Here is a 21562-nt window from a genome sequence, read left to right as displayed (position 1 = left end):
GGCAAGAATGCCGCCACTAGACCTTACACAGCAAGCTTGTTGTCGAGATAAAGCTGCAGGGTTTCGCGCGTGCCTTTTTCCCACAGCGTCTTCAGCGCGTGGGCAAAGCGCTTGCGGAACAGTTCGGATTTCGACACTTCGCCGAAAATGTCGTCGAATGCGAGAAAGGCCATTGGATCGTCCTTGGCTTTCAGCGCGGCCGCGTGCAGGCGATCGGCGCTGGCGTCGTTGAAGACGATGTCCTTGCCGCTATCGGTCTTGCCCGCGAAGTAGCGGCACCACAGCGCCGACACGAGCGCCAGCCCGACGACATCCCGGCCCTGGTTGAGGTTGTCGAGTGTGGACGGCAGGATGAACTTTGGCTGCCGGTTTGATCCATCCTGCGCCAGGCGCGGGATGGTGTCGGCGATCTTCGGATTGAGCAGGCGATGCTCGATCAGCGCAAAATAGTCGGTCAGCGAGGTATTCGGGACCGGCGGAACGATCGGGATGATCTCGTCCTTCTCGAGCTTGGCCAGGAATGCCCGGATCAGCGGATCCTCCATCGAGTCGTGGACGAAGTGGATGTCCATCAGCGCTGCCGGATAGGCGATCGCCGCGTGGCCGCCGTTGAGGATGCGGATCTTCATGTGCTCGTAGGGCGTCACGTCTGGCACGAAGGTAACACCGACCTTTTCAAGCGCCGGACGCCCTGCCGTGAACTTGTCCTCAAGCACCCACTGCTTGAACTCTTCACAATAGACCGGCCAGTTGTCCTCGATGCCGAAGGCGTCCTTCAAAAGGTCGATCTCACGCTGGCCTGTCGCCGGAGTGATGCGATCCACCATGGCATTCGGGAAGGCGACGTTGGCCTTGATCCAGTCCGCAAAGGCAGGATCGGACAGGCGTGCTGTACCAACGACAGCATTCGACGTGACGACGCCGTTGTGCGGAATGTTATCGCAGGACATGACCGTGAAAGGCACGATGCCCTTTTCCTTGCGCGCCTTGAGGCCGGCGACAACAAGACCGAAGACGGTCTTCGGCTCGGAAGGGTTCTGACCGTCCGCAGCGATTGCCGGATGGCCTGGATTGAACTTGCCGGATGCGTCGATGAAATAGCCGCCTTCGGTGATCGTCATCGAAACGATACGAATCGTTGGATCGGCGAGCCTAGCGATGATCGTCTTGGCATCGCCAACAGGCAGAATGTCGATCATCGGAGCGGTAACGCGCGCGGCCGTCTTGTTATTGTCCTGCTCGACGACGGTCGTCAGGAAATCCTGGGCGGCGAGCTTTTCGCGCATGGCTGCGTCGGAAGGAAGAATACCCGCGCCGATGATCGCCCAATCGTGATCCTGGCCCTGATTGAAAAGGTCGTCGAGATAGATCGCCTGATGGGCTCGGTGGAAGTTGCCCACGCCGAAGTGCACGATGCCCGCTTTCAGCGACGCCCGCTCATAGGTCGGTACGGCTGCCGTCTTTGCCGCCTCGGAAAGCGTTGCCAGGGATAGTTTGCACGTCATCTTTCAGTCCTCTTGAAGGTCTTCGGGATCGGCTATGATCCCGATATCGGCACGCCGGGCACTTGTCCGGCGCGCGCTCTCGTCCCCAACCCGGCACGAATGCTCTCAGATGGCGAGGCCACCCTCATTGAATTTGTGGATCCGCGTCTTGTCGGGCGTCAGGTAGACAATGTCGCCGGCCTTTGCCGGAAAATCGCCCCCACCGCGCGCAGTGACATGGCCGATACCTTCGACATCGACATGGAGGAAAGTGTCGGCGCCGAGATGCTCGGCGACCGTAATCTTGCCCTTCCAATCACCGCTTTCCGTTGAAAGCAGCATATGCTCGGGTCTGACGCCGATCGTGTGCGCGCCGAATTGCGCCGCATACTGGCCACTAACGAAGTTCATCTTCGGCGAACCGATGAAACCGGCGACGAACAGGTTGCGTGGCTTGTGATAGAGCTCGAGCGGAGAACCCACCTGCTCGATATTGCCGCGGTTCAAGACGACGATCTTGTCGGCCATGGTCATGGCCTCTACCTGGTCGTGGGTGACGTAGATCATCGTCGTCTTCAGCTGCTGGTGGAGCTCGCTGATCTCCAGACGCATGTTGACGCGCAGGGCAGCATCGAGGTTGGACAGCGGCTCGTCGAAAAGGAAGGCCGACGGTTGGCGAACGATGGCTCGGCCGATTGCGACGCGCTGGCGCTGGCCGCCCGAAAGCTGGCGCGGCTTCCGCTCGAGGTAGTCGGTGAGGTTCAGGACCCGGGCAGCGTCTGCGACTTTCTTGTCGATCTCGGCCTTGTCCATGTTCGCCATCTTCAGGGGAAAAGCGATGTTGTTGCGCACGCTCATATGCGGATAGAGCGCGTAGGACTGGAACACCATCGCAAGCCCGCGTTCCGATGGTGCTCTCTCGGTCGCGTCCTTGCCATCGATGACGATCTTGCCCGCCGATACGTCCTCGAGGCCGGCAATCAGCCTGAGAAGCGTGGACTTGCCGCAGCCCGAGGGGCCGACGAAGACGACGAACTCGCCGTCCTTGATGTCGAGGTCGATCGACGGGATGACCTTGGCTTCGCCGAAGACCTTCGAGACTTTCTGAAGGGTAATGCTGCCCATGTTTCTCTCCCTGATATCTTATTTCACCGCGCCGAAGGTCAGGCCGCGGACGAGTTGTTTCTGCGAGAACCAGCCGAGGATCAGGATCGGGGCGATCGCCATGGTCGAGGCAGCCGAAAGCTTGGCGTAGAACAGGCCTTCGGGGCTGGAATAGGAGGCAATGAACGCGGTCAGCGGCGCCGCTTTCGAGGCACTGAGGTTCAACGTCCAGAAGGCTTCGTTCCAGGCCAGGATGATATTGAGGAGCAGCGTCGAGGCAATGCCCGGCACCGCCATCGGCGTCAGCACGTAGATGATCTCCTTGGCAAGCGAGGCGCCATCCATGCGGGCAGCTTCGAGGATCTCGCCGGGAATCTCCTTGAAGTAGGTGTAGAGCATCCAGACGATGATCGGCAGATTGATCAGTGTCAGGATGATGACAAGGCCCGTGCGGCTGTCGAGGAGCCCGGAATTGCGGAACATCAGATAGATCGGGATGAGGGCGCCGACCGGCGGCATCATCTTCGTCGACAGCATCCACATCAGGACGTCCTTGGTCCGCTTCGTCGGCGAGAACGCCATCGCCCAGGCAGCCGGAATGGCGATGATCAGGCCGATCAGCGTCGAGCCAAAGGAGATGATCACTGAATTCATGAAGTGGCTGAGATAGTTGGAGCGGCTCTGTACTTCCGAATAGCTCTCCGTCGTCCAGTGGAAGAACAGGAACTGCGGCGGCGAGGCGATGGCGTCCGCTTCCGTCTTGAAGCTCGTGAGAAACGTCCAGAGGATCGGGAAGAAGATCAGGATGCCGAGCGTCCAGGCGATGGCGGTCATGACGACCTTGCGCTGGGTTGTGACTTTTCTAGCCATCTCAGGCCTCCAGATTCTTGCCGACGAGGCGCACGAGGAAGATCGCAACAATGTTGGCGAGGATGACCGCCACGATACCGCCCGCAGAAGCGCCGCCGATATCGAACTGCAGGAGCGCCTGCACATAGACGAGATAGGTGAGGTTCGTGCTCTGCGTGCCGGGACCGCCGTTGGTGGTGACCAGGATTTCGGCGAACACCGAAAGAAGGAAGATCGTCTGGATCAGGATCACAACAGTGATGGCGCGGGCCATGTGCGGCAGGATGATGTAGATGAATTTCGAAACGACGCCGGCGCCATCCATCTCAGCGGCTTCCTGCTGCTCTTCGTCCAGCGATTGCAGGGCGGTCAGCATGATGAGCGTGGCAAACGGCAGCCATTGCCAGGCGACGATCAGGATGATCGAAAAGAGTGGTGCATTGGCAAGCCAGTCATAGGGCTGCATTCCAAGCGCCTTGGCGAGATGCGCGAAGAGCCCGTTGACCGGGTTCATGAACATGTTCTTCCACACCAGCGCGGCAACTGTCGGCATGACGAAGAAGGGAGCGATCACCAGGATGCGAACGATGCCCTGCCCGTAGATATCCTGGTTCAGAAGCAGCGCGAACGCGATGCCGCCCACGACGGTGATCAGGAGCACGCCGAGCACCAGCAGCAGCGTATTGATGAGCGCGGAGAAAAAGGCCGGATCAGTCAGGAAGTATTTGTAATTGAGGAAGCCGACGAAGGTTTCCATTCCCGGGCTGAGCAGATTGTAGTTCAGCGTCGAGAAGTAGATCGTCATCACAAGGGGGACGATCATCCACAGGAAGAGGAGCACAACAGACGGTGCGATCATCATTCGCGCTGCGGAGCGGGTATGTAACGTTGCCATGGCGATGACCGATCCTGTTCAAATGGGTAGCCGGCTGCAGGGCAGCTGAGAAAAAAGGGGGTCGCCGACGCAGTTTGGGCAATTCGGCGACCCAGACGGGCGGGGATGTCAACTTCCCCGCCTTCTCAGGAGGTTAGTTATTTGATGTAACCAGCCTTGGTCATTTCGCGGGTCGTCAACTGCTGTGCACTCTGCAGTGCCTGATCGACCGAGACCTGGCCGGCAAGAGCTGCCGAGAACTGCTGGCCGACGGCGGTGCCGATCCCCTGGAATTCAGGGATAGCGACGAACTGGACACCGACATACGGCACCGGCTTGACGGTCGGCTTGGTCGGGTCAGCTGCATTGATGCTGTCGAGCGTCATCTTCGCGAAAGGTGCTGCCTTCTGATAGTCTGCATTCGCGTAGAGCGACGAGCGCGTGCCGGGGGGTGCATTCAGCCAGCCTTCCTTCTCGGCGACGAGGTTGGTGTAGTCCTTGCTGGTTGCCCAGGCGACGAACTTTTCAGCTGCTTCGACCTTCTGCGAGCCTGCCGGGATGGCGAGGTTCCAGGCCCAGAGCCAGTTGCCGCGCTTGCCGAGGCCCTTGTCCGGAGCCAGTGCGAAGCCGACCTTGTCGGCGACGGTGGATTCCTTCGGGTTGCTGACGAAGGAGGCGGCAACGGTCGCGTCGATCCACATGCCGCACTTGCCGGTCTGGAAGAGCGCAAGGTTCTCGTTGAAGCCGTTCGAGGACGCGCCTGGAGGGCCGGCTTCCTTCATCAGGTTGACGTAGAAGTTCAGCGTGTCCTTCCACTCGGCCTGATCGAACTGCGGCTTCCACTGCTCATCGAACCAGCGTGCGCCGAAGGAGTTCGACATAGCCGTCAGGAAGGCCATGTTTTCGCCCCAGCCCGCCTTGCCGCGCAAGCAGATGCCGTAGATTTCCTTGTCCTTGTTGGTGATCTTCTTCGCGGCATCCGCGATGAAATCCCAGGTCGGCGCGTCGGGCATCTTCAGGCCAGCGGCATCGAACAGGTCCTTGCGGTACATGACCATCGAGCTTTCACCGTAGAACGGTGCGGCATAGAGCTTGCCGTCGGCGGTCAGACCACTGCGGATAGCCGGCAGCAGGTCGTCGGCATCGTAATCCTTGCCGAGATTGTCGAGCGGCAGCAGCCAGCCCTGCTTTGCCCAGATCGGAACTTCGTAGGTGCCGATCGTCAGAACGTCGTACTGACCGCCCTTGGTCGCGATGTCGGTCGTAACCTTCTGGCGCAGGACGTTCTCTTCGAGGGTTACCCACTCGAGATCAATATCGGGGTTCTTTTTCTTGAAGTCGTCCGTCAGCTTCTGCATCCGGATCATGTCGCCGTTGTTGACGGTCGCGATTGTCAGCGTCTCGGCCGAAGCCATGCCGGCAAACGCCAGTGCTGAGCAGGCGCCCAGCAGGAGAGTTCTCAATGTCATATCTTCCTCCCAGAAGATGAGTGCGAGCATTCGCTTTGCTCATGGGCAATTACTCGCTCAAGGGAAGAAAATGTCAATCACCATTCGTTGCTGCATGAGCGAAGAACGATGTTATCTTGTTGAATTTAAATAATTAAATATTTGCTCAGATCTTGAGCAAATATTCGGCCGTGTCCTCATCCGTGATCAGCGCGTTGATCTGATGGCCTGTTACGGCAGCCCTGATCGCCTTGAATTTGCGCTTGCCCTTGGCGATTCCGATAACGGTCGACGACTCACGTGAGGGGATCGACGCGGAGGCCACCCGCTCGTTGATCGGATTGTCGAGGAGCTTCCCCTCGCTATCAAACACCCAGCCGCAGATCTCGCCAACGGCACCGTTGCGCATCAGCTCCATCATCTCGTCCTTCTCGAGAAAACCGTCGATGCAAAGTGGTCCGTCGATGCCGAGCTCACCGATGCCGACAAACGTCACGTCTGCCTGCGCGCTGATCTCCAGCGTCGAGCGAACGAGCTGCTGGCCGTGCAGGGTTTCCCTCTCATCCGCCGAGGTGACCAGAACCGGCAGCGGCATCGGAAAGTGTCGAGCCTTCACTGCGTCAGCCATGCTGAAGATGACGTTGTAGTAAGCAGCCGAGCCATCGGGCGCAATATTGCCGGTCAGCGATACGATGCGGTGACTGGGACATTCGATGGCGGGAAGTTGGTCGACGGCCGCCTTCAAGGTTCGTCCTGTCCCAACCGCGAGCACGATAGGGTCAGGGCGCTTGAGCCAGCGCTCGATTTCCGCTGCGGCGGCCTCAGCGATGCCGACCGTCGTCGAACTGGAGCCCGGGTCACTTGGCACAACCTCGACATGCTTCAGGTTGAACTTCTTGCGCACGGCATTGGCGAGTTCGAGACAGGCAGCGATTGGATGGTCGAGCCGCACTTTTATCAGCCGTTCGGCAACCGCGAGCGAGACAAGGCGCTGTGCCGATTGCCGTGAAATCCCCATGGAAGAAGCAATCTCATCCTGCGTCCGCCCCGCCACATAGTAGAGCCATCCCGCGCGCGCCGCGTCGTCTAGCCGCCCCGAAGTCTCGGATTTTCTTACCATCAGTCTCTACCATGCTGAAAAGATCGGCCGTGGCCGACGCGGATGCTTATTGCGGCAGATCAAACCAGAATTCGGGCAAATGTCGAGAGCATTGAGAAATTGCACAGCCTATTTTGACATCGCTGGCGAGGGCCAGCATGCCATCGGCTTGTCATCTTTGTCGATCAAGCCTTGCTTGACCGACGGTTGAACTGCAAGCTAACTGGCACCGAGGAAAAAAGCTGTGCGAATTCTGCTGGTTGAAGATGACAGAATGATTGGTGGCGCGGTGAGGGATCACGTCGCTGCGGCCAATCATGCCGTCGACTGGGTGCAAAATCTGGGCGACGCCGACGCAGCAGCGGGACCTGTCGATTACGGGCTCATACTTCTCGATCTCCAGCTCCCGGATGGCAGCGGCGTCGCGTTTCTCCGCGGCCTTCGAGAACGCGGCCTGAAGACACCCGTCATCATCCTGACCGCACGAGATCAGATCTCGGACCGCATCGACGGACTGAATGCGGGCGCCGACGACTACCTGGTGAAGCCGTTCAACCTCGACGAGTTGGAAGCGCGCATCATGGCGGTTGCTCGCCGCTATGATGCCAACCCGCATCCGGTCGTCCGCATCTCGGACATTGAAATCAACCGGCCCCTGCATCAGATCTCGGTCGCCGGCGAAACGATCATCCTGACGAGCCGTGAATGGGCGGTACTCGATCTGTTGACGGCGCGCCCAGGCGCGATCGTCCCCAAAGACCGGATCGAGGAAGCGCTCTACGCATTCGGTTCGGAAATCGAAAGCAACACCGTCGAGGTCTATGTGAGCCGTCTGCGAAAGAAGATCGGCAAGGACCGGATCCGCACTGCCCGCGGCATCGGCTACACACTCGGATGAAGATGAAACGCGAACGCAGCATCACTGGCCCGCTCATTCTCGCTCTGACGACTGTCATGGTCGTCTTCTGGCTTGCCGCGATCGGCCTCAGCGTCCGCGTGATGCAGCACGAGTTTGATGAGATTTTCGATAGCGCGCAGCAGGAGACCACCGAGCGTCTCCTGGCTTTGATCCTTGACGATTTGAACCAGCGTGCGGACGTCGATCCGCGCAGCGTCGCCATGCTCAACACTGCCGCCAGTCGAGAATATCTGACCTATCAGGTCCGCGACGCCAGCGGTAAGGTAGCACTGCGTTCGAATGATGCTCCGGCAGAGCCTTTCGCTGCACCGCTTCGCACGGGCTTCTATGACACGACGACAGCACGAATCTACACCGAGATGACGGCTGACGGCTCCCTTTTTCTGCAAGTGGCCGACCGGTTCAAGAACCGCCGCGAAGCCGTTCGCGAAAGTTCCGTCACCTTGCTCATACCACTGGTCGCCCTCATTCCCGCCAGCATCTTTGCGATCTGGTTCATCGTCGGGCGGGCGCTGCGGCCGATCGAGGAACTTCGGCGAGATATCGGGACGAAAGACAGTGGCAACATGGCTGAGGTCGACGATCGGGGTCTGCCGGTCGAACTGAGGCCGATCGCAAGATCGGTCAACCTTCTCCTCGGACGCCTGCGTGCCGCCCTCGAAGCAGAGCGCGAATTCACCGCCAACAGTGCTCACGAGTTGAGAACGCCGATCGCCGGAGCGCTTGCACAGACGCAGCGGCTTATCGAGGAACTGCCGTCCGGCGCAACGCAGGACCGCGTCCGGCAGGTTGAGGCTTCGCTGGTCAATCTCGGCCGTCTGGCAGAGAAACTCCTGCAGCTTTCCCGCGCGGAAGCCGGCATCGGCGGAAGCGCAAGTGCAGTCGACCTGCGCCCGGTCCTCGACATGGTGGTCACCGATTTCCAGCGCGACAGCCGCACGAATGGAAGGCTTCAATACTCCGCGGCGCCGGACGCAAAGCTCGTCCGCACTGCCGACATGGATGCCTTCGGCATTGTCACGCGAAACCTGATCGAGAATGCCCTGCTCCACGGTGATCCGGACCTCCCCGTCAACGTCAGTCTCGAAAGCGGCGGCATCGTCCGCGTTGTGAACGGCGGGCCATTGATCCGAGAGGCTGAGATGGCTGGACTGAAAAAGCGCTTCAGCCGCGGCAAGACGACTGCATCCGGCTCCGGCCTCGGGCTCGCTATCGCCGACCGTATCGTCTCCCAGATGGGCGGGACACTGGAACTGCTGTCACCGGCGACGGGAGCGAAAGCCGGCTTTGAAGCAAAAATGACCCTACCAGCCTAGCCCGGATTCGGCTTGCAAAACCTGCCGAAGGGTGCGAGCAGACGCAGAGGCCATCCAAACAGCAGAACCCAAATGATCATCTCTTTTGACATCGGCGGCTCCGCCATCAAGGGCGGAGTGGCGCACTCCGAAGCCAACATCACGCCACTTGGCCGGCGCCCGACCCCCAAGGACGATTTTGCCGCCTTCGTCGAGACGCTGCGTGCCATCATCGCCGAAACCGGCGAGAAGCCGACACGCCTTGCCTTCTCCATCGCAGGCGTCGTCGACCCGGACACGCAAAGGCTGACCTGCGCAAACATTCCCTGTATTCACGGCCGCGATCTCGCCGCCGACCTTGAAGCTGAACTCGGCCTGCCGGTCGTAATTGCGAATGATGCCGACTGCTTCGCCATGGCCGAGGCCGATCTCGGCGCCGGGCGGGGCCACCGCATCGTTCTGGGCGCCATTCTCGGAACCGGCGTCGGCGGCGGTGTCGTTGCGGATGGACGACTGATCAATGCCGCGGGCGGCTTTGCCGGTGAATGGGGACATGGTCCGGCCCTGGCGTCTCATGCCGGCAACCCGCCCGTCGCCATTCCAGCCTATCCCTGCGGCTGCGGCCAGAAGGGATGCGTCGATACCGTCGGCGGCGCTCGTGGTCTCGAGCGCTTGCATAAGACGCTCCACGACATCGATCTCTCCAGTCAGGAGATCATCGATGATTGGTTGAAGGGCGAGTCCCAAGCGGCGCGCACGATCGATGTCTTCATCGATCTTGTCGCATCGCCGCTCGCGCTAACAATCAACATCACCGGCGCGACCATCGTTCCGGTCGGCGGGGGGCTTTCCAATGTCGAAGAGCTGCTTGCGGAGCTGGACAAGGCTGTTCGGCAGCGCATCCTGCGCAAGTTCGACCGGCCGCTCGTGGTCCGCAGTGAATGCCGCGTCGAACCGGGCCTGATCGGCGCCGCATTGCTCGGCCTGAAGGCGGAAGCCCACCTCGCAGCTTGAGCCAAAAGAAAATGGCGCGGTTCTCACCGCGCCATCGTTCCCGTCATTCCGCCGCGAGGGCCGGCGGGCGCATCGCCTCCGCCTCTTCCGCTGCATTGCCGTTCGCTGCACCCTGCGCCGCCGCCGTCTTCGGCTCCTTGCCGAAGAACAGCGCATAGGCCGCAGGCAGCACTAGGATCGTCAATACCGTGGCAACCAGAATGCCGCCCATCATGGCGTATGCCAGCGGCCCCCAGAAAACGCCACGCGAGATCGGGATCAGCGCCAGAACCGCCGTCAGCGCCGTCAGCATGATCGGGCGGAAACGTCGTACCGCAGCACCAACGATCGCTTCCTGTCGATGCATTCCCGCCTTGATGTCCTGGTCGATCTGATCGACGAGAATGATCGAGTTGCGGATGATGATCCCGAGCAGTGCGATGACGCCGAGGATGGCAACGAAGCCGAACGGCGCACCCGATATCAGCAGGGCCGCAGCCGCGCCGATGATCCCGAGCGGGCCGGTCGCCAGCACGAGCATCGCCTTGCCGAAGTGCTGCAGCTGCGCCATCAGCAGGAGAACGATGACGACGAGCATGATCGGCGCCTTCGCGGCAATCGAAGCCTGGCTTTCGGCGGAATCTTCCGCGCCACCCTGGATCTCGATCTTGTAACCGGCCGGCAGGCTGTCGCGCAGCGGCTGCATGTCGGCATACATTTTCATGACGACATCGTTGGACTGAACGTCGTCAGGCAATGTCGCCCGGACGGTGATGGTCGGCAGACGGTCGCGCCGCCATTCGATCCCCTGCTCCAGAACAGGCACCACCTTGGCAACCTGGGAGACGGGGACGAAGCCGCCGAAATCCGTCGGCACGTAGACCGAATTGACGGCCGACAGCAGCGAACGATTAGCTTCCGGTTCGCGGGCAACGATCGACACCGTCTCCTCGCCGTCGCGGAAGTCATCGAGCGGCGCACCGGAGACTGCTGTCTGCAGCATCTGGCGTACTCGCTGTGAGGTGACACCAAGCGCACGGGCACGGTCCTGATCGATCACCAGCTTCATCGCCGGCACTGGCTCCAACCAGTCGTCATGGATCGCACCGAGTTGCGGATTAGCCTGGAACTTCGCCTTCACCTCATCGGCGATCTTGCGGACCTCCTGGCGATCCGGGCCCATGATGCGCATCTGCACCGGCCAGCCCGTTGGCGGACCAAGGAACAGGCGATCCACCTTGCCGCGGATATCGGGGAAGTCTTCGGCAAGGATCGTCCGCAGCTTGACGATCAGTCGCTCACGTGCCGGCTCATCGTTTGCCATGACGAGAAGCTGCGCGAAGTTCGGATTGCGAAGCTGCTGGTCGAGCGGCAGGAAGAAGCGCGGGGCTCCCTCACCGATATAGGTGGCAACGAACTTCTTGTCCTTGTCGTCCATGATCTTGGCTTCGAGCGCCTTTGCCTGCGTCTCGACTTCCTTGATGCTCGTGCCTTCGGGCAGCCAAAGGTCGACAAGGATTTCCGGGCGCGACGACTGCGGGAAGAAGTTCTGCGGGATGAACTGAAACGCCCAGAGACTGGTCGCGAAGGTTACCAACGTCATGGCAATGACGATGATGCGATGGCGCACAGCCCAGCCGACGGTCGCTCTCAGCCGGTGGTAGAAGCGCGTATCAAAGGCATCGTGATGTTCGCCGGCATGATGGCGCTGCTTCAGGATCATGTAGCCGAGCCATGGCGTGAAATAGACCGCCACGAACCATGAGACGACGAGCGCGATGCCGACGACGTAGAACAGCGTGCGTACATATTCGCCGGCTGTCGACGCCGCAAAGCCGACGGGGATAAAGCCCGCGGTGGTAATCAGCGTGCCGGTCAGCATCGGGAAAGCAGTCGAGGAATAGGCGAAGCTGGCCGCTTCGATCTTTACGAGGCCTTCCTCAAGCTTTCGTTCCATCAGCTCGACGACGATCATCGCGTCGTCCACCAGCAGGCCGAGTGCGATGATCAGTGCGCCAAGCGAGATGCGCTGCAGATCGATACCGAGCTCGTACATGATGGCGAAGGTCGCAGCCAGCACCAGCGGGATGGCGATCGCGATGACGAGACCCGAGCGCCAGCCAATCGACAGGAAGGAGACGATCAGCACGATGATCAGTGCCTCGCCAAGCGCATGCATGAACTCGCTGATCGCGTCGGTGACGACATCGGGCTGGTTGGAGATCTGGTCGACGGCAACGCCGTACGGCAGTGATCCCTCGAAGCGTTCATAGGTCGCTTCGACATCTTTGCCGACGTCGGTTACCTTGAAGCCCTTTGCCATGACGACGCCGACCTGGACGCTCTCGTGACCATTGAAGCGATACTTGCGCTGATAGGGATCTTCGAGGCCCGAATAGACGGTGGCTATATCGCCGAGGCGCGTCACCTGGTTGCCGGCCTTCAGCCGCAGCTCGCGGATGTCGGCCGCCTTCGTGACATCACCTTCGACGGAAATGCGCACCGAACGCGTGCCGGTATCGACAGAGCCGGCCGGATCGACGCTGTTCTGCCCCTTGATCGCATTCTGCAGATCGAGCACGGTCAGCCCCCGCTCGGCCAGAGCCTTCGAGGAAACGTCGACGTAGATCTTCTCCGGTTGGTCGCCGATAATGACCGCCTTCTCGACACCGGTTGTCGTCAGCAGCATGTCGCGCGCTTGGATCGCGAACTTCTTCAGTTCGGGATAGCTATAACCATCGCCACTGATCGAATGCAGCGTGATGTAGGTATCGCCGAATTCGTCGTTGAAATAGGGTCCGAGCAGCCCTTCCGGCAGCTCATTGGAGATATCGCCGACCTTCTTGCGCACCTGGTAGAAGGCGTCGGCCACCTGCTCTCCATTGGTGTCGCCCTTGACCTGCAACGTGATGATGGCGCTGCCGGCCCGCGTATAGGACTTGACCCAATCGATATGCGGGGTTTCCTGCAGCTTTCGCTCGATCTTGTTGACGACCTGGTCTTCCATTTCCTGGATGGAAGCACCCGGCCAGATGGCCTGCACGACCATAACGCGGAACGTAAAGTCGGGATCTTCCTTCTGGCCCATGCGCATCAGACCAAGGACACCGGTGATCAGGATCAGACCGAACAGGAAGCGTGCGATGCTCGGATGGCCGATTGCCCAGCGCGACAGGTTAAAGGGGCGCTTTTCGGCGTTGGAGTTGTCCATGGTCATAATCCTCTCCTGACCAGGTCTCAGCGAATGACATCGCCGGTTTCGGCTTGCGCCGACTGCTGCTCCGGCAGCTTGACCTTAAGGTTCTCGGCCATGAACTGCGTGCCAGCCGCGACGACGAGATCGCCGTTTTTCAGGCCGTCGGCGACATGGACGCCGCCTCCCGTGAAGTCCGCCACCTTGATTTCGCGGGCGTGAACCGTCGACGCGTTGCGATCAACGACCCAGACGATCTTTTTGCCTTCCCGCTCGGCGAGCGCGCTCAGCGGAATGGCAACGTCGCTCTCTGCGTTACCAACGGCGGCTTCGATCGTTGCCGTCATGCCAAGCAGCACCCGATCATCTGTCGGGAGGCTGACACGAACAGAAAAGGTGCGCGACTGTGCATCGGCGCTGCCGGAAACCTCGCGCACCTTGCCGTCGAGCACCAGCTTGCTGTCGGACCAGAAGGTGGCTTTCACCGTCTTGCCTGGCTTGAACTGCGCGATGTCGTTTTCGGGAACGGCGATCTGCACTTCCTTCTCGCCGTCGAGCGCGACCGTGGCGACAGGCGTCCCGGCAGCAACAACGGCGCCGGTGTCGGCGCTGATCGACGTCACGATACCATTCCGGTCAGCCTTCAGCTCGGTATAGACAACCTGGTTCTTTGCCTGGTCGAGCGACGAAGCAGCGGCATCGCGCGTGGAGACTGCCTGATCGTAGCTAAGAGCCGCCTGCTCCATCTGCGATTTCGCCGTGACGCTCTTGTCGAACAGCTGCTGGGCGCGCTTGTTGGCAAGGTCGGCGGTCGCCACACCCTTTTCGGCAGCGGCAAGGTTTGCTTCGGCGGTCCTGACCGCCAGCTCGTAGTCGGTCGGATCGATTTCGGCGAGCAGATCACCAGGCTTGACGCGATCCCCAATGTTGACACGACGGTCGGTGATCTTGCCGGCGACACGGAAGCCGAGATTCATCTCGACGCGGGCCTTCACAGCGCCGGAATAGTCAAGCGCACGCGTATCACGAGCCTCGGCAATTTCCACCACCTTGACCGGACGGATGATCTCTTTCGTTTCGGCCTTCTTCTCCTCGCTGCAGCCGGATACGGCAAGCGCAACGGCGCCGAGGAGCGCGAAACTGGCAAACGACGGCAACTGCACTGTCTTCAGCGAAATCATCTTTCGCACTCCTGAAATCGTTTATCTGTTGATCTGCGGCTTTTACCGCTCGTTATTTTTTCAGCGCCCGAATCGAGAACTCGACCAGTTCGTCGACAGTGGCGCGGTTGGTCTTGGCGAGACATTGCGCCACCATCTGCGGATGACAGAGGGTGACGGTGGCCGCCCCGAAGCAGCGTGAGGCGACATCCGCATCCTGCTCGGCAAATTCGCCGGCAGCGATCCCTTCGCGGATCACATCAGCGAGCAATTCATGAATACTGTCGACATGCTTTTCGATGACGTGCCAGTCGCGCTCGATGGCAACGACGACCATCTCGTGCACCTTTTCCTGGTCGAGCATGGTGTCGACCGTCATCTGGTATTGGCCTTGCACGAACCTGCGCAGCCGGTCGGAGGCGCTGATCTGCAGATGGCAGGCATCGTAGGCCATCTGATAGCTGGCAGCGAGCATGCGGCCGCAGATCGCCTGATGGATTTCCACCTTCGAGGCAAAGAAACGGTAGACATTCGCCGGCGACATGCCGAGATCGCGCGCAATGTCGGCAACGGTGGTTTTGGAGTACCCATAGTGACGGAAAAGCCGCTCGCCGGCGTCAAGAATGCGCGTCACATTCTCCTGGCGAGCCAATTCGATGGTGTTTTCCGCTGCATCGGCAACCAACTTCATGCACCTCATTTACGACTGACGATTTTTGAATTTCGTCAGTCGTAAAATAACAGTCGTAATATGTCAAGGTTTTCTTGGGAACGGGACAACGTCCAAGGTAGGGAAGTCACTGCGTTCCCGTGGGCGATGTATGCAGGATGCGGTAGGCAAGCGGTATCGCCCGCTGGCTAAGCAACGGCGCAATTGCCTTCAGATGTATGGGTCTGGAAGAGCCAGGCGGACGACAAAGTGCCGACGCTGACGCCCGGCACTCGGTCTTAGGTCATCGCTCAGGCGAGCTTGACATCAAGCGAGATCGGGACTGCCGAGAGTGCCTTCGATACGGGGCATCCGGCCTTGGCCTTGTTGGCGAGTTCGATGAACGTCCTCTCATCGGTGTTCGGAACCGTTCCCGTCAGCGTAAGGTGGATCGCCGTGATGGCGAAGCCGCCTTCGACGCTTTCGAGCGTCACCTTCGCCGTGGTCTCCATGTCGGTCGCCTTGAGACCGGCTTCCTCGAGGATGAGCGAGAGAGCCATCGTGAAGCACCCGGCATGCGCCGCACCGATCAGCTCTTCCGGATTGGTGCCGGGGATACCTTCAAATCGACTCGAGAACCCATAAGGATAGTGCTTTAGCGCGCCGCTCTGCGTGGAAATCTGGCCCTTGCCGTCCTTCAGTCCACCGGACCACTGCGCTGAACCTGTACGATTGATCTGCATGCCGTCCTCCTGTTTGGATTAGAGGAAGCGGGCTATCGCCGCTTCGCCAGCCGAGAGAGGCAACCTGCCTCTTCGACGCGATATAATCCTCTATCGGCGGAAGGCGACAACGCCGTGAAATTTCTTCGAGCGAGAAGCAGGCAGGAAGCTGTCAGATCTCGATCCGCGCGGTGTCGAGCGTATAGAGCTCCTGCGCGCGCTTGACGCCACGAAGTGCGTAACGGCCGATGCAGGCCAGGGCCCCGCGATCGCCTTCCGGGATCGTCGCCGCAAACTCCGACGACATCAGCACGTTGAGATCGACCGATCGGCACATCGAGGCAATCCGGCTGACCTCGTTGACGGCCGGTCCGATGACGGTGAAGTCCAGCCGCTCGCGACTGCCGATGTTGCCGTAGAAGACATCGCCGATGTGCAGGCCGATATAGACCTCCGTCGTCGGGCGCCCTTCCTCCGCCCGCTCCTCGTTCAACGCCTTCAGCTTCTGCCGCAGCAATCGCTCTGCTTGCAGCGAGGCGGCGCAGGCCTCGGCGGGCTGGTCGGCCTTAAAGATCGCCAGTACCCCATCGCCGATCAGCTTCAACACATCGCCGCCTGCCTCGTGTATCGCGGAAATGACCACATCGCTGTAGGCATTCAGCATCGGCAGAATCTCTTCAGGCGGTGCGCTGTCAGATATCTTGGTGTAGTTCAGAAGATCCGAGAACCACAGGGCCGCGGAGATTCGTTCCGACTTACCACGCGTGATCTTGCCTTCCAGCACCTGCCGCGCAGCATCGTCGCCGAGATATACCTCGGCGATAGTGCGCGCGATCCGCGCCAGCGCGATGCATTTGATCGCAAGCGCCAGGACCGGCACCAGCTTCCGCAGGATGATAAGGTCGTGGTCTGAGAACCCCTCGGGACTGCGCGTTGCGAAGTGAGAGAAGAAGCAGTCCATCTCGCCAATTGTGCCCGCCTTCTCGAACCGATGGACCATCGCGACGAAGTCGGTGTGGCCCTGCTGGAGCATCGATTCGAGCATGACGAAGTCGGTCGGATCGCCAAAGCCGATACGCCGTCTGACCTCGTTTTCTTCGCCGGCCCAAAGATAGTAGAAGGCGGATCGCTGCCAACTCTCCAGCGCCGCGCCATCGCTGGAGGGGCCATACTCGAATTCGGCTTCGATCTCCTCGCGGCTATCCCAGCGAAACGCCCTGCCTTCGTGCACGGGATGAAGCGTGTCCATCAGGGCCATGCCGCGATCAAGTGGCAGGCCGCGCTCACGGCAGGCCTCACAAAACCCGATCAGCAGTTCGGCTTCCGAGGCACCCTTCAGCCCCTGCTCGGTCAACCAGGCCGCAACGGTCCCTACATCACTGTATTCCATGCTGTTTCCCTCGCTCGTGCGAAAGCTGTATCGCGATTTCGCCGACAAGGGAAAGGCAAACCTCAACCCATGGCAGGCATGTTGTAAGGTGTGACAATTTCCACCGACGACAATGCGCGAGCCGCAATTCCGCCCCTCGCCGAGCGGCTCATCACGGCGCGAAAGGCCGAGCGGGCATCCGTGCGCAGATCATGGTGCAGCACGAAGCTGATCTTGCGAGCTGTGAGCAGTGCGCGATTGTCGGCGTCGAGATCATGTGCGACGAAGATCCTGACCGGCCGTTGCGCCGCCTCGAAGGCCGCAAGCACCGCCCTGTTTCCGCCGCCGATGGAATAGACAGCGTTGATCGCCGGATCTGCCGCGATTGCTCGAGCCGCCAGCGTGCCCGTCGCCACGTCCGTGCCATGCCCTTCGCTGATTTCGGTTACCGAGATGAGCGGATAGCGTTCACGCAGAACACGACGAAAGCCGATCTCCCGCTCTTCCTCGCCGCGAAACCGCCCGCTGGATAGCGTAACGAGGACGCGCCCCGGCGCTTTGTCAAAATGCTCGCCGATGAGATAAGCGGCCGTCTCTCCGGCTGCGCGGTTGTCGGCCCCGGCGTAAGCGCTGCGCGACGAATTTGGCAGGTCCGTCACCAGCGTGACCACCGGAATTCCAGCATCCGTTGCCCTGGAAACGGCAGCGGCGACCTCAGGAACATCCGGGGCCTTCAAGACGATGCCGTTGGTGCCGCGCAGCCGGATCCGGTCGAGCAGTTGCACCAGTTCAGCCTGCTTCATCACCTCAGCAAAATGGAAGCGGCACCGAAAAACCGTTGGCAGGAACGTGGCGACCTCCGCTTCGAAAGCATCGCGAACGGCCGTGCTGAAGCGTTCTGGCGTTTCCATGACGACGTCGATGGCGAGCTTCCTTCCGCTCACCTCTCCACCGATCTGCTGCTTTTCGAGCTCCGCGATCGCAGCCTGCACCCGCATCGTCGTCTGATGCCTGACGCCGCTCCTGCCGTTGAGAACGCGGTCCACAGTCGCGGTGCTCAGCCCGGCTTGGAAGGCGATATCCTTGACGAGAAACCGATGTGCCACGCAGACCGTCTTGATGGTTTTTTGATGGGTTCCTGATCTATAACACGCCAGTCCGCGGCGTATAGTGCCCTCATCGGAACGGGAGGAGCACCTGATGAAAACCGACAACCTACAGAAACTGCGCGCCGATCGCGTCTGGCTGACCGAGGATTCCTGCGATCTCGCCGACTTTCGCAAGCTTGCCGAGAAGACGACGGTTCTGGCCGACTATCCGACAGCTGACGCCGTCGAGAAGAACATTCTGATCTATGACAGTGCCAAGGTCATTACCGCGATCGCCAGCCCCGAAGACCGGAGAGCCGTTCTCGCCGAGATCTGCGAAGCCTTTGGCGAAGGTCCGGGTGTTGTGGTTTTCAAGCGCGCTTATAAGGATACCGGTATCATCGACCGTGCCAGCGCAATATTCGACGAGATCATCGAGGAGCAGCATCGGACCGCAACCGGCGGCGGCGATCACTTTGCCAAGCCAGGCGCCAATGACCGCATCTGGAACTCGCTGGAAAAGCACTGCCTCGCCGATCCCGAGAATTTCGCAGAATACTATGCAAATCCAATCGTCGCGATCGCGAGCGAGGCCTGGCTCGGCCCGAGCTACCAGATGACCGCCCAGGTCAACCGGGTCAATCCGGGTGGCGCGGCACAATCCGCGCACCGCGACTACCATCTCGGCTTCCAGTCCTCCAAGGTGATCGAGCAGTTCCCTGCGCACGTGCACAGGCTCTCGCCGGTGTTGACGCTGCAGGGCGCGGTCGCTCATTGCGACATGCCACTCGAAAGCGGCCCTACCCTCTTCCTGCCGCACAGCCAGACCTATGAGCCCGGCTACCTCGCGCTGAAACGTCAGGAGTTCAAAGACTACTTCGAGACGCATCATGTCCAGCTGCCGCTTGAAAAGGGAGACGTGGTGTTCTTCAATCCGGCCCTCTTCCACGCAGCCGGCACGAACCACTCGACCGACATCAAGCGCGTCGCCAATCTGCTGCAGGTCTCTTCCGCATTCGGTCGCGCAATGGAAACCGTGAACCGCGAGCGCATGAGCGCAAAACTGTTCCCGGCATTGAAGTCGCTGAGGGGGAAACTGTCCGGAGCCGAGGTCGGCAACGCGGTTGCTGCTTGCGCCGAGGGCTACTCGTTCCCGACCAACCTCGACCGCGACCCACCGCTTGGAGGTCTTGCGCCAAAGACGCAAGCGCAGCTGATGCACGAGGCGCTGCAGGAGAATTGGGACGACGCAAGGTTCACATCGGCACTGGCGCAACAGAGCGAGCGGCGACTGAGCTGACGCATCCACATCAACACAATTAGCTCCCGGCGCCCATGGTGTCGGGAGCTTTCGGCATACTGACCATCATTCAAAGGAGGAGTGCATGACAACAGACCACAGCCGCCTCGACGGCAAAATCGCGATCGTAACAGGCGGTACGCAAGGGCTTGGCGCGACAATCGCCCGCCTCTTTGCCGAGCGCGGGGCCAAAGGCCTCGTCATTTGCGGGCGCAACGAGCAGAAGGGTAAGGCGAAAGCCGACGAGATCGCCGCCGCCACCGGAGTCAAGGTCGTTTACGTGAAGGCCGATCTTGGCAAGGTCGAGGATGCGAAAAACGTCGTTCATGTCTGCGACCAGACGTTTGGCCGCGTCGATGCGCTGGTGAACGCCGCCGCCATCACCGACCGCGGCACCATCCTCGATACCAGCCCGGAACTCTTCGACGCCATGTTCGCCATCAACGTCCGCGCGCCGTTCTTTCTGATGCAGGAAACGGTGAAGGTAATGCGGCGCGAGAAGATCGAGGGCACCATCGTCAATATCGGCTCCATGTCGGCCAAGGCAGGGCAGCCCTTCATCGCCGCCTATTGCGCCTCCAAGGGCGCCTTGGAAACCCTCACGAAGAACACCGCCTACGCGCTTCTTCGCAACCGCATCCGCGTCAATGGCCTCAACATCGGCTGGATGGCATCCGAGGGTGAGGATCGCATTCAGCGGGAATTCCACGGAGCACCGGCGGACTGGCTCGAAAAAGCGGCGGCCAGCCAGCCGTTCGGTCGCCTCGTCGATCCCGAGGAAGTGGCACGCGCCTGCGCCTATCTTTCCTCGGCGGAATCCGGCCTCATGACCGGATCGATGATCTGCTTCGACCAATCGATCTGGGGTGCCTATGACGGTTCGCCGCATCCGGACACAGCCCTCTGAAAAAATGCGAAGCCGGACGCCTTTGCCGGCGCCCGGCTCTGGAACACATCACCGTTTACGTTTACGAAGAGCGTCATCACATCGCTTTGGGAGGAGCTGGCCTGTGTCGGAAGATGCGCTCTATGACGTCCGTGACGATCGCTTCAGTGGCTTGATTGCAGGCAGCGCCCGGCTGGAGGAACTCTATAGCGGTTGCCGCTGGGCAGAAGGCCCCGTCTGGTTCTCGGACCTGAATTGCCTGATCTGGAGCGACATCCCCAATGAACGGATGATGCGTTGGGTGCCCGATGGCAGTGTCACGGTTTTCCGCTCACCGTCCAATTACGTCAACGGCAACACCCGCGACCGCCAGGGCCGGCTGATCTCCTGCGAGCATGGCGGCCGGCGCGTCACCCGTACCGAATTCGACGGCCGCATCACTGTCCTGGCCGACAGCTATGGCGGCAAGCGCCTGAACTCTCCGAACGACGTCGTCGTCAAGTCGGACGGTTCGATCTGGTTCACCGATCCGAGCTACGGCATCATGTCCGACTATGAAGGTCACAAGGCCGAGCCCGAACAGGAGACCCGCAATGTCTACCGCATCGACGCTCCGACGGGGGAGATCGAGGCCGTCGCCACCGATTTCATTCAACCCAACGGCCTCGCCTTTTCGCCTGATGAAAAGCAGCTCTACATTGCCGATTCTGGTTCCCGTAACCACGAGGTTCCCCGCCACATTCGCGTTTTCGACATCGTCGATGGCAAAAGGCTCACGAACAGCCGGTATTTTTGCTCGATCGACAGCGGCGTGCCGGATGGTTTCCGTTTCGATGTCAGCGGCAACCTCTGGACCAGTGCTGCCGATGGCGTTCACTGCTTCGCGCCCGACGGTACACTGCTCGGCAAGATCAAGGTGCCGCAGACGGTCTCAAACATCGCCTTCGGCGGCGTGAAAAAGAACCGCCTCTTCATCACCGCCACCCAATCGCTCTATTCGATTTACACCACCACCAACGGCGCCCAGTATCCATAGGATAGCACCACGCGCCATCGAACCAGGACGTCAGCGGTGCCTAGCAAGCTAGGCATCTCCACGCGGAAAGACCCACCGATGCTTGAATTTTCCT

At 60.5% G+C, this 21562-nt stretch carries 18 protein-coding genes; 6 read left to right on the top strand and 12 right to left on the bottom strand.

Annotation, left to right across the window (positions count from 1 at the left end):
• Positions 1–23: 23 nt before the first annotated feature.
• The 6 genes from RGCCGE502_RS24745 to RGCCGE502_RS24720 all read right to left on the bottom strand — a co-directional run bounded on the left by RGCCGE502_RS24745 (position 24) and on the right by RGCCGE502_RS24720 (position 6879).
• Positions 24–1505, bottom strand: a complete 1482-nt coding sequence (locus tag RGCCGE502_RS24745) for a mannitol dehydrogenase family protein (protein ID WP_016556943.1) — start codon at positions 1503–1505, stop codon at positions 24–26.
• 105 nt (positions 1506–1610) lie between these two features.
• Entirely contained in the window at positions 1611–2609 is a 999-nt protein-coding gene (locus RGCCGE502_RS24740) for an ABC transporter ATP-binding protein (RefSeq protein ID WP_016556942.1), read from the bottom strand.
• Between the two features lie 18 nt (positions 2610–2627).
• Positions 2628–3458, bottom strand: a complete 831-nt coding sequence (locus tag RGCCGE502_RS24735) for a carbohydrate ABC transporter permease (RefSeq protein ID WP_016556941.1) — start codon at positions 3456–3458, stop codon at positions 2628–2630.
• Between the two features lies 1 nt (position 3459).
• On the bottom strand, positions 3460–4332 hold the full coding sequence (locus RGCCGE502_RS24730; RefSeq protein WP_016556940.1) for a carbohydrate ABC transporter permease: 873 nt from the start codon (positions 4330–4332) through the stop codon (positions 3460–3462).
• Positions 4333–4469: 137 nt separating this feature from the next.
• On the bottom strand, positions 4470–5780 hold the full coding sequence (locus tag RGCCGE502_RS24725) for an ABC transporter substrate-binding protein (protein ID WP_016556939.1): 1311 nt from the start codon (positions 5778–5780) through the stop codon (positions 4470–4472).
• Positions 5781–5925: 145 nt separating this feature from the next.
• Entirely contained in the window at positions 5926–6879 is a 954-nt protein-coding gene (locus RGCCGE502_RS24720; protein WP_016556938.1) for a sugar-binding transcriptional regulator, read from the bottom strand.
• A gap of 223 nt (positions 6880–7102) precedes the next feature.
• Between RGCCGE502_RS24720 and RGCCGE502_RS24715 the strand changes: the two genes are divergently transcribed.
• From RGCCGE502_RS24715 to RGCCGE502_RS24705, 3 genes are all read left to right on the top strand, one after another.
• Entirely contained in the window at positions 7103–7756 is a 654-nt protein-coding gene (locus RGCCGE502_RS24715) for a response regulator (protein ID WP_016556937.1), read from the top strand.
• A gap of 2 nt (positions 7757–7758) precedes the next feature.
• Complete coding sequence (locus RGCCGE502_RS24710; RefSeq protein WP_040675588.1) at positions 7759–9093, top strand: sensor histidine kinase; 1335 nt, start codon at positions 7759–7761, stop codon at positions 9091–9093.
• Positions 9094–9165: 72 nt separating this feature from the next.
• Positions 9166–10086, top strand: coding sequence for an ROK family protein (locus tag RGCCGE502_RS24705; RefSeq protein ID WP_016556935.1), 921 nt, complete (start codon positions 9166–9168; stop codon positions 10084–10086).
• Between the two features lie 43 nt (positions 10087–10129).
• Here the strand turns inward: RGCCGE502_RS24705 and RGCCGE502_RS24700 are convergent, their stop codons facing one another.
• From RGCCGE502_RS24700 to RGCCGE502_RS24675, 6 genes are all read right to left on the bottom strand, one after another.
• On the bottom strand, positions 10130–13276 hold the full coding sequence (locus tag RGCCGE502_RS24700) for an efflux RND transporter permease subunit (RefSeq protein WP_016556934.1): 3147 nt from the start codon (positions 13274–13276) through the stop codon (positions 10130–10132).
• 26 nt (positions 13277–13302) lie between these two features.
• Positions 13303–14439, bottom strand: a complete 1137-nt coding sequence (locus tag RGCCGE502_RS24695) for an efflux RND transporter periplasmic adaptor subunit (RefSeq protein WP_016556933.1) — start codon at positions 14437–14439, stop codon at positions 13303–13305.
• Between the two features lie 52 nt (positions 14440–14491).
• A complete protein-coding gene (locus tag RGCCGE502_RS24690; protein ID WP_016556932.1) occupies positions 14492–15109 on the bottom strand; it encodes a TetR/AcrR family transcriptional regulator in 618 nt (205 codons plus the stop codon).
• A gap of 269 nt (positions 15110–15378) precedes the next feature.
• Positions 15379–15810 carry an OsmC family protein gene (locus RGCCGE502_RS24685; RefSeq protein ID WP_016556931.1) on the bottom strand — a complete coding sequence of 144 codons (432 nt, stop codon included), beginning with the start codon at positions 15808–15810 and terminating at the stop codon, positions 15379–15381.
• Between the two features lie 151 nt (positions 15811–15961).
• Complete coding sequence (locus tag RGCCGE502_RS24680) at positions 15962–17179, bottom strand: adenylate/guanylate cyclase domain-containing protein (RefSeq protein WP_016556930.1); 1218 nt, start codon at positions 17177–17179, stop codon at positions 15962–15964.
• Between the two features lie 62 nt (positions 17180–17241).
• Positions 17242–18264, bottom strand: a complete 1023-nt coding sequence (locus tag RGCCGE502_RS24675; RefSeq protein WP_016556929.1) for a LacI family DNA-binding transcriptional regulator — start codon at positions 18262–18264, stop codon at positions 17242–17244.
• A gap of 94 nt (positions 18265–18358) precedes the next feature.
• Between RGCCGE502_RS24675 and RGCCGE502_RS24670 the strand changes: the two genes are divergently transcribed.
• The 3 genes from RGCCGE502_RS24670 to RGCCGE502_RS24660 all read left to right on the top strand — a co-directional run bounded on the left by RGCCGE502_RS24670 (position 18359) and on the right by RGCCGE502_RS24660 (position 21468).
• Positions 18359–19546: a phytanoyl-CoA dioxygenase family protein gene (locus RGCCGE502_RS24670; protein ID WP_016556928.1), complete on the top strand. Its 1188-nt coding sequence runs from the start codon at positions 18359–18361 to the stop codon at positions 19544–19546.
• 85 nt (positions 19547–19631) lie between these two features.
• On the top strand, positions 19632–20453 hold the full coding sequence (locus RGCCGE502_RS24665; RefSeq protein ID WP_016556927.1) for an SDR family oxidoreductase: 822 nt from the start codon (positions 19632–19634) through the stop codon (positions 20451–20453).
• Positions 20454–20556: 103 nt separating this feature from the next.
• The gene (locus RGCCGE502_RS24660) at positions 20557–21468 is read left to right on the top strand and encodes an SMP-30/gluconolactonase/LRE family protein (protein ID WP_016556926.1); all 912 of its coding nucleotides are present in this window, start codon (positions 20557–20559) and stop codon (positions 21466–21468) included.
• The last annotated feature ends 94 nt before the right edge of the window (positions 21469–21562 follow it).

This window comes from Rhizobium grahamii CCGE 502, from assembly GCF_000298315.2.
GTDB lineage: Bacteria > Pseudomonadota > Alphaproteobacteria > Rhizobiales > Rhizobiaceae > Rhizobium > Rhizobium grahamii.
The sequence above is the reverse complement of the archived record's forward strand: the minus strand, read 5'-3'. Positions and strand labels throughout refer to the sequence as shown.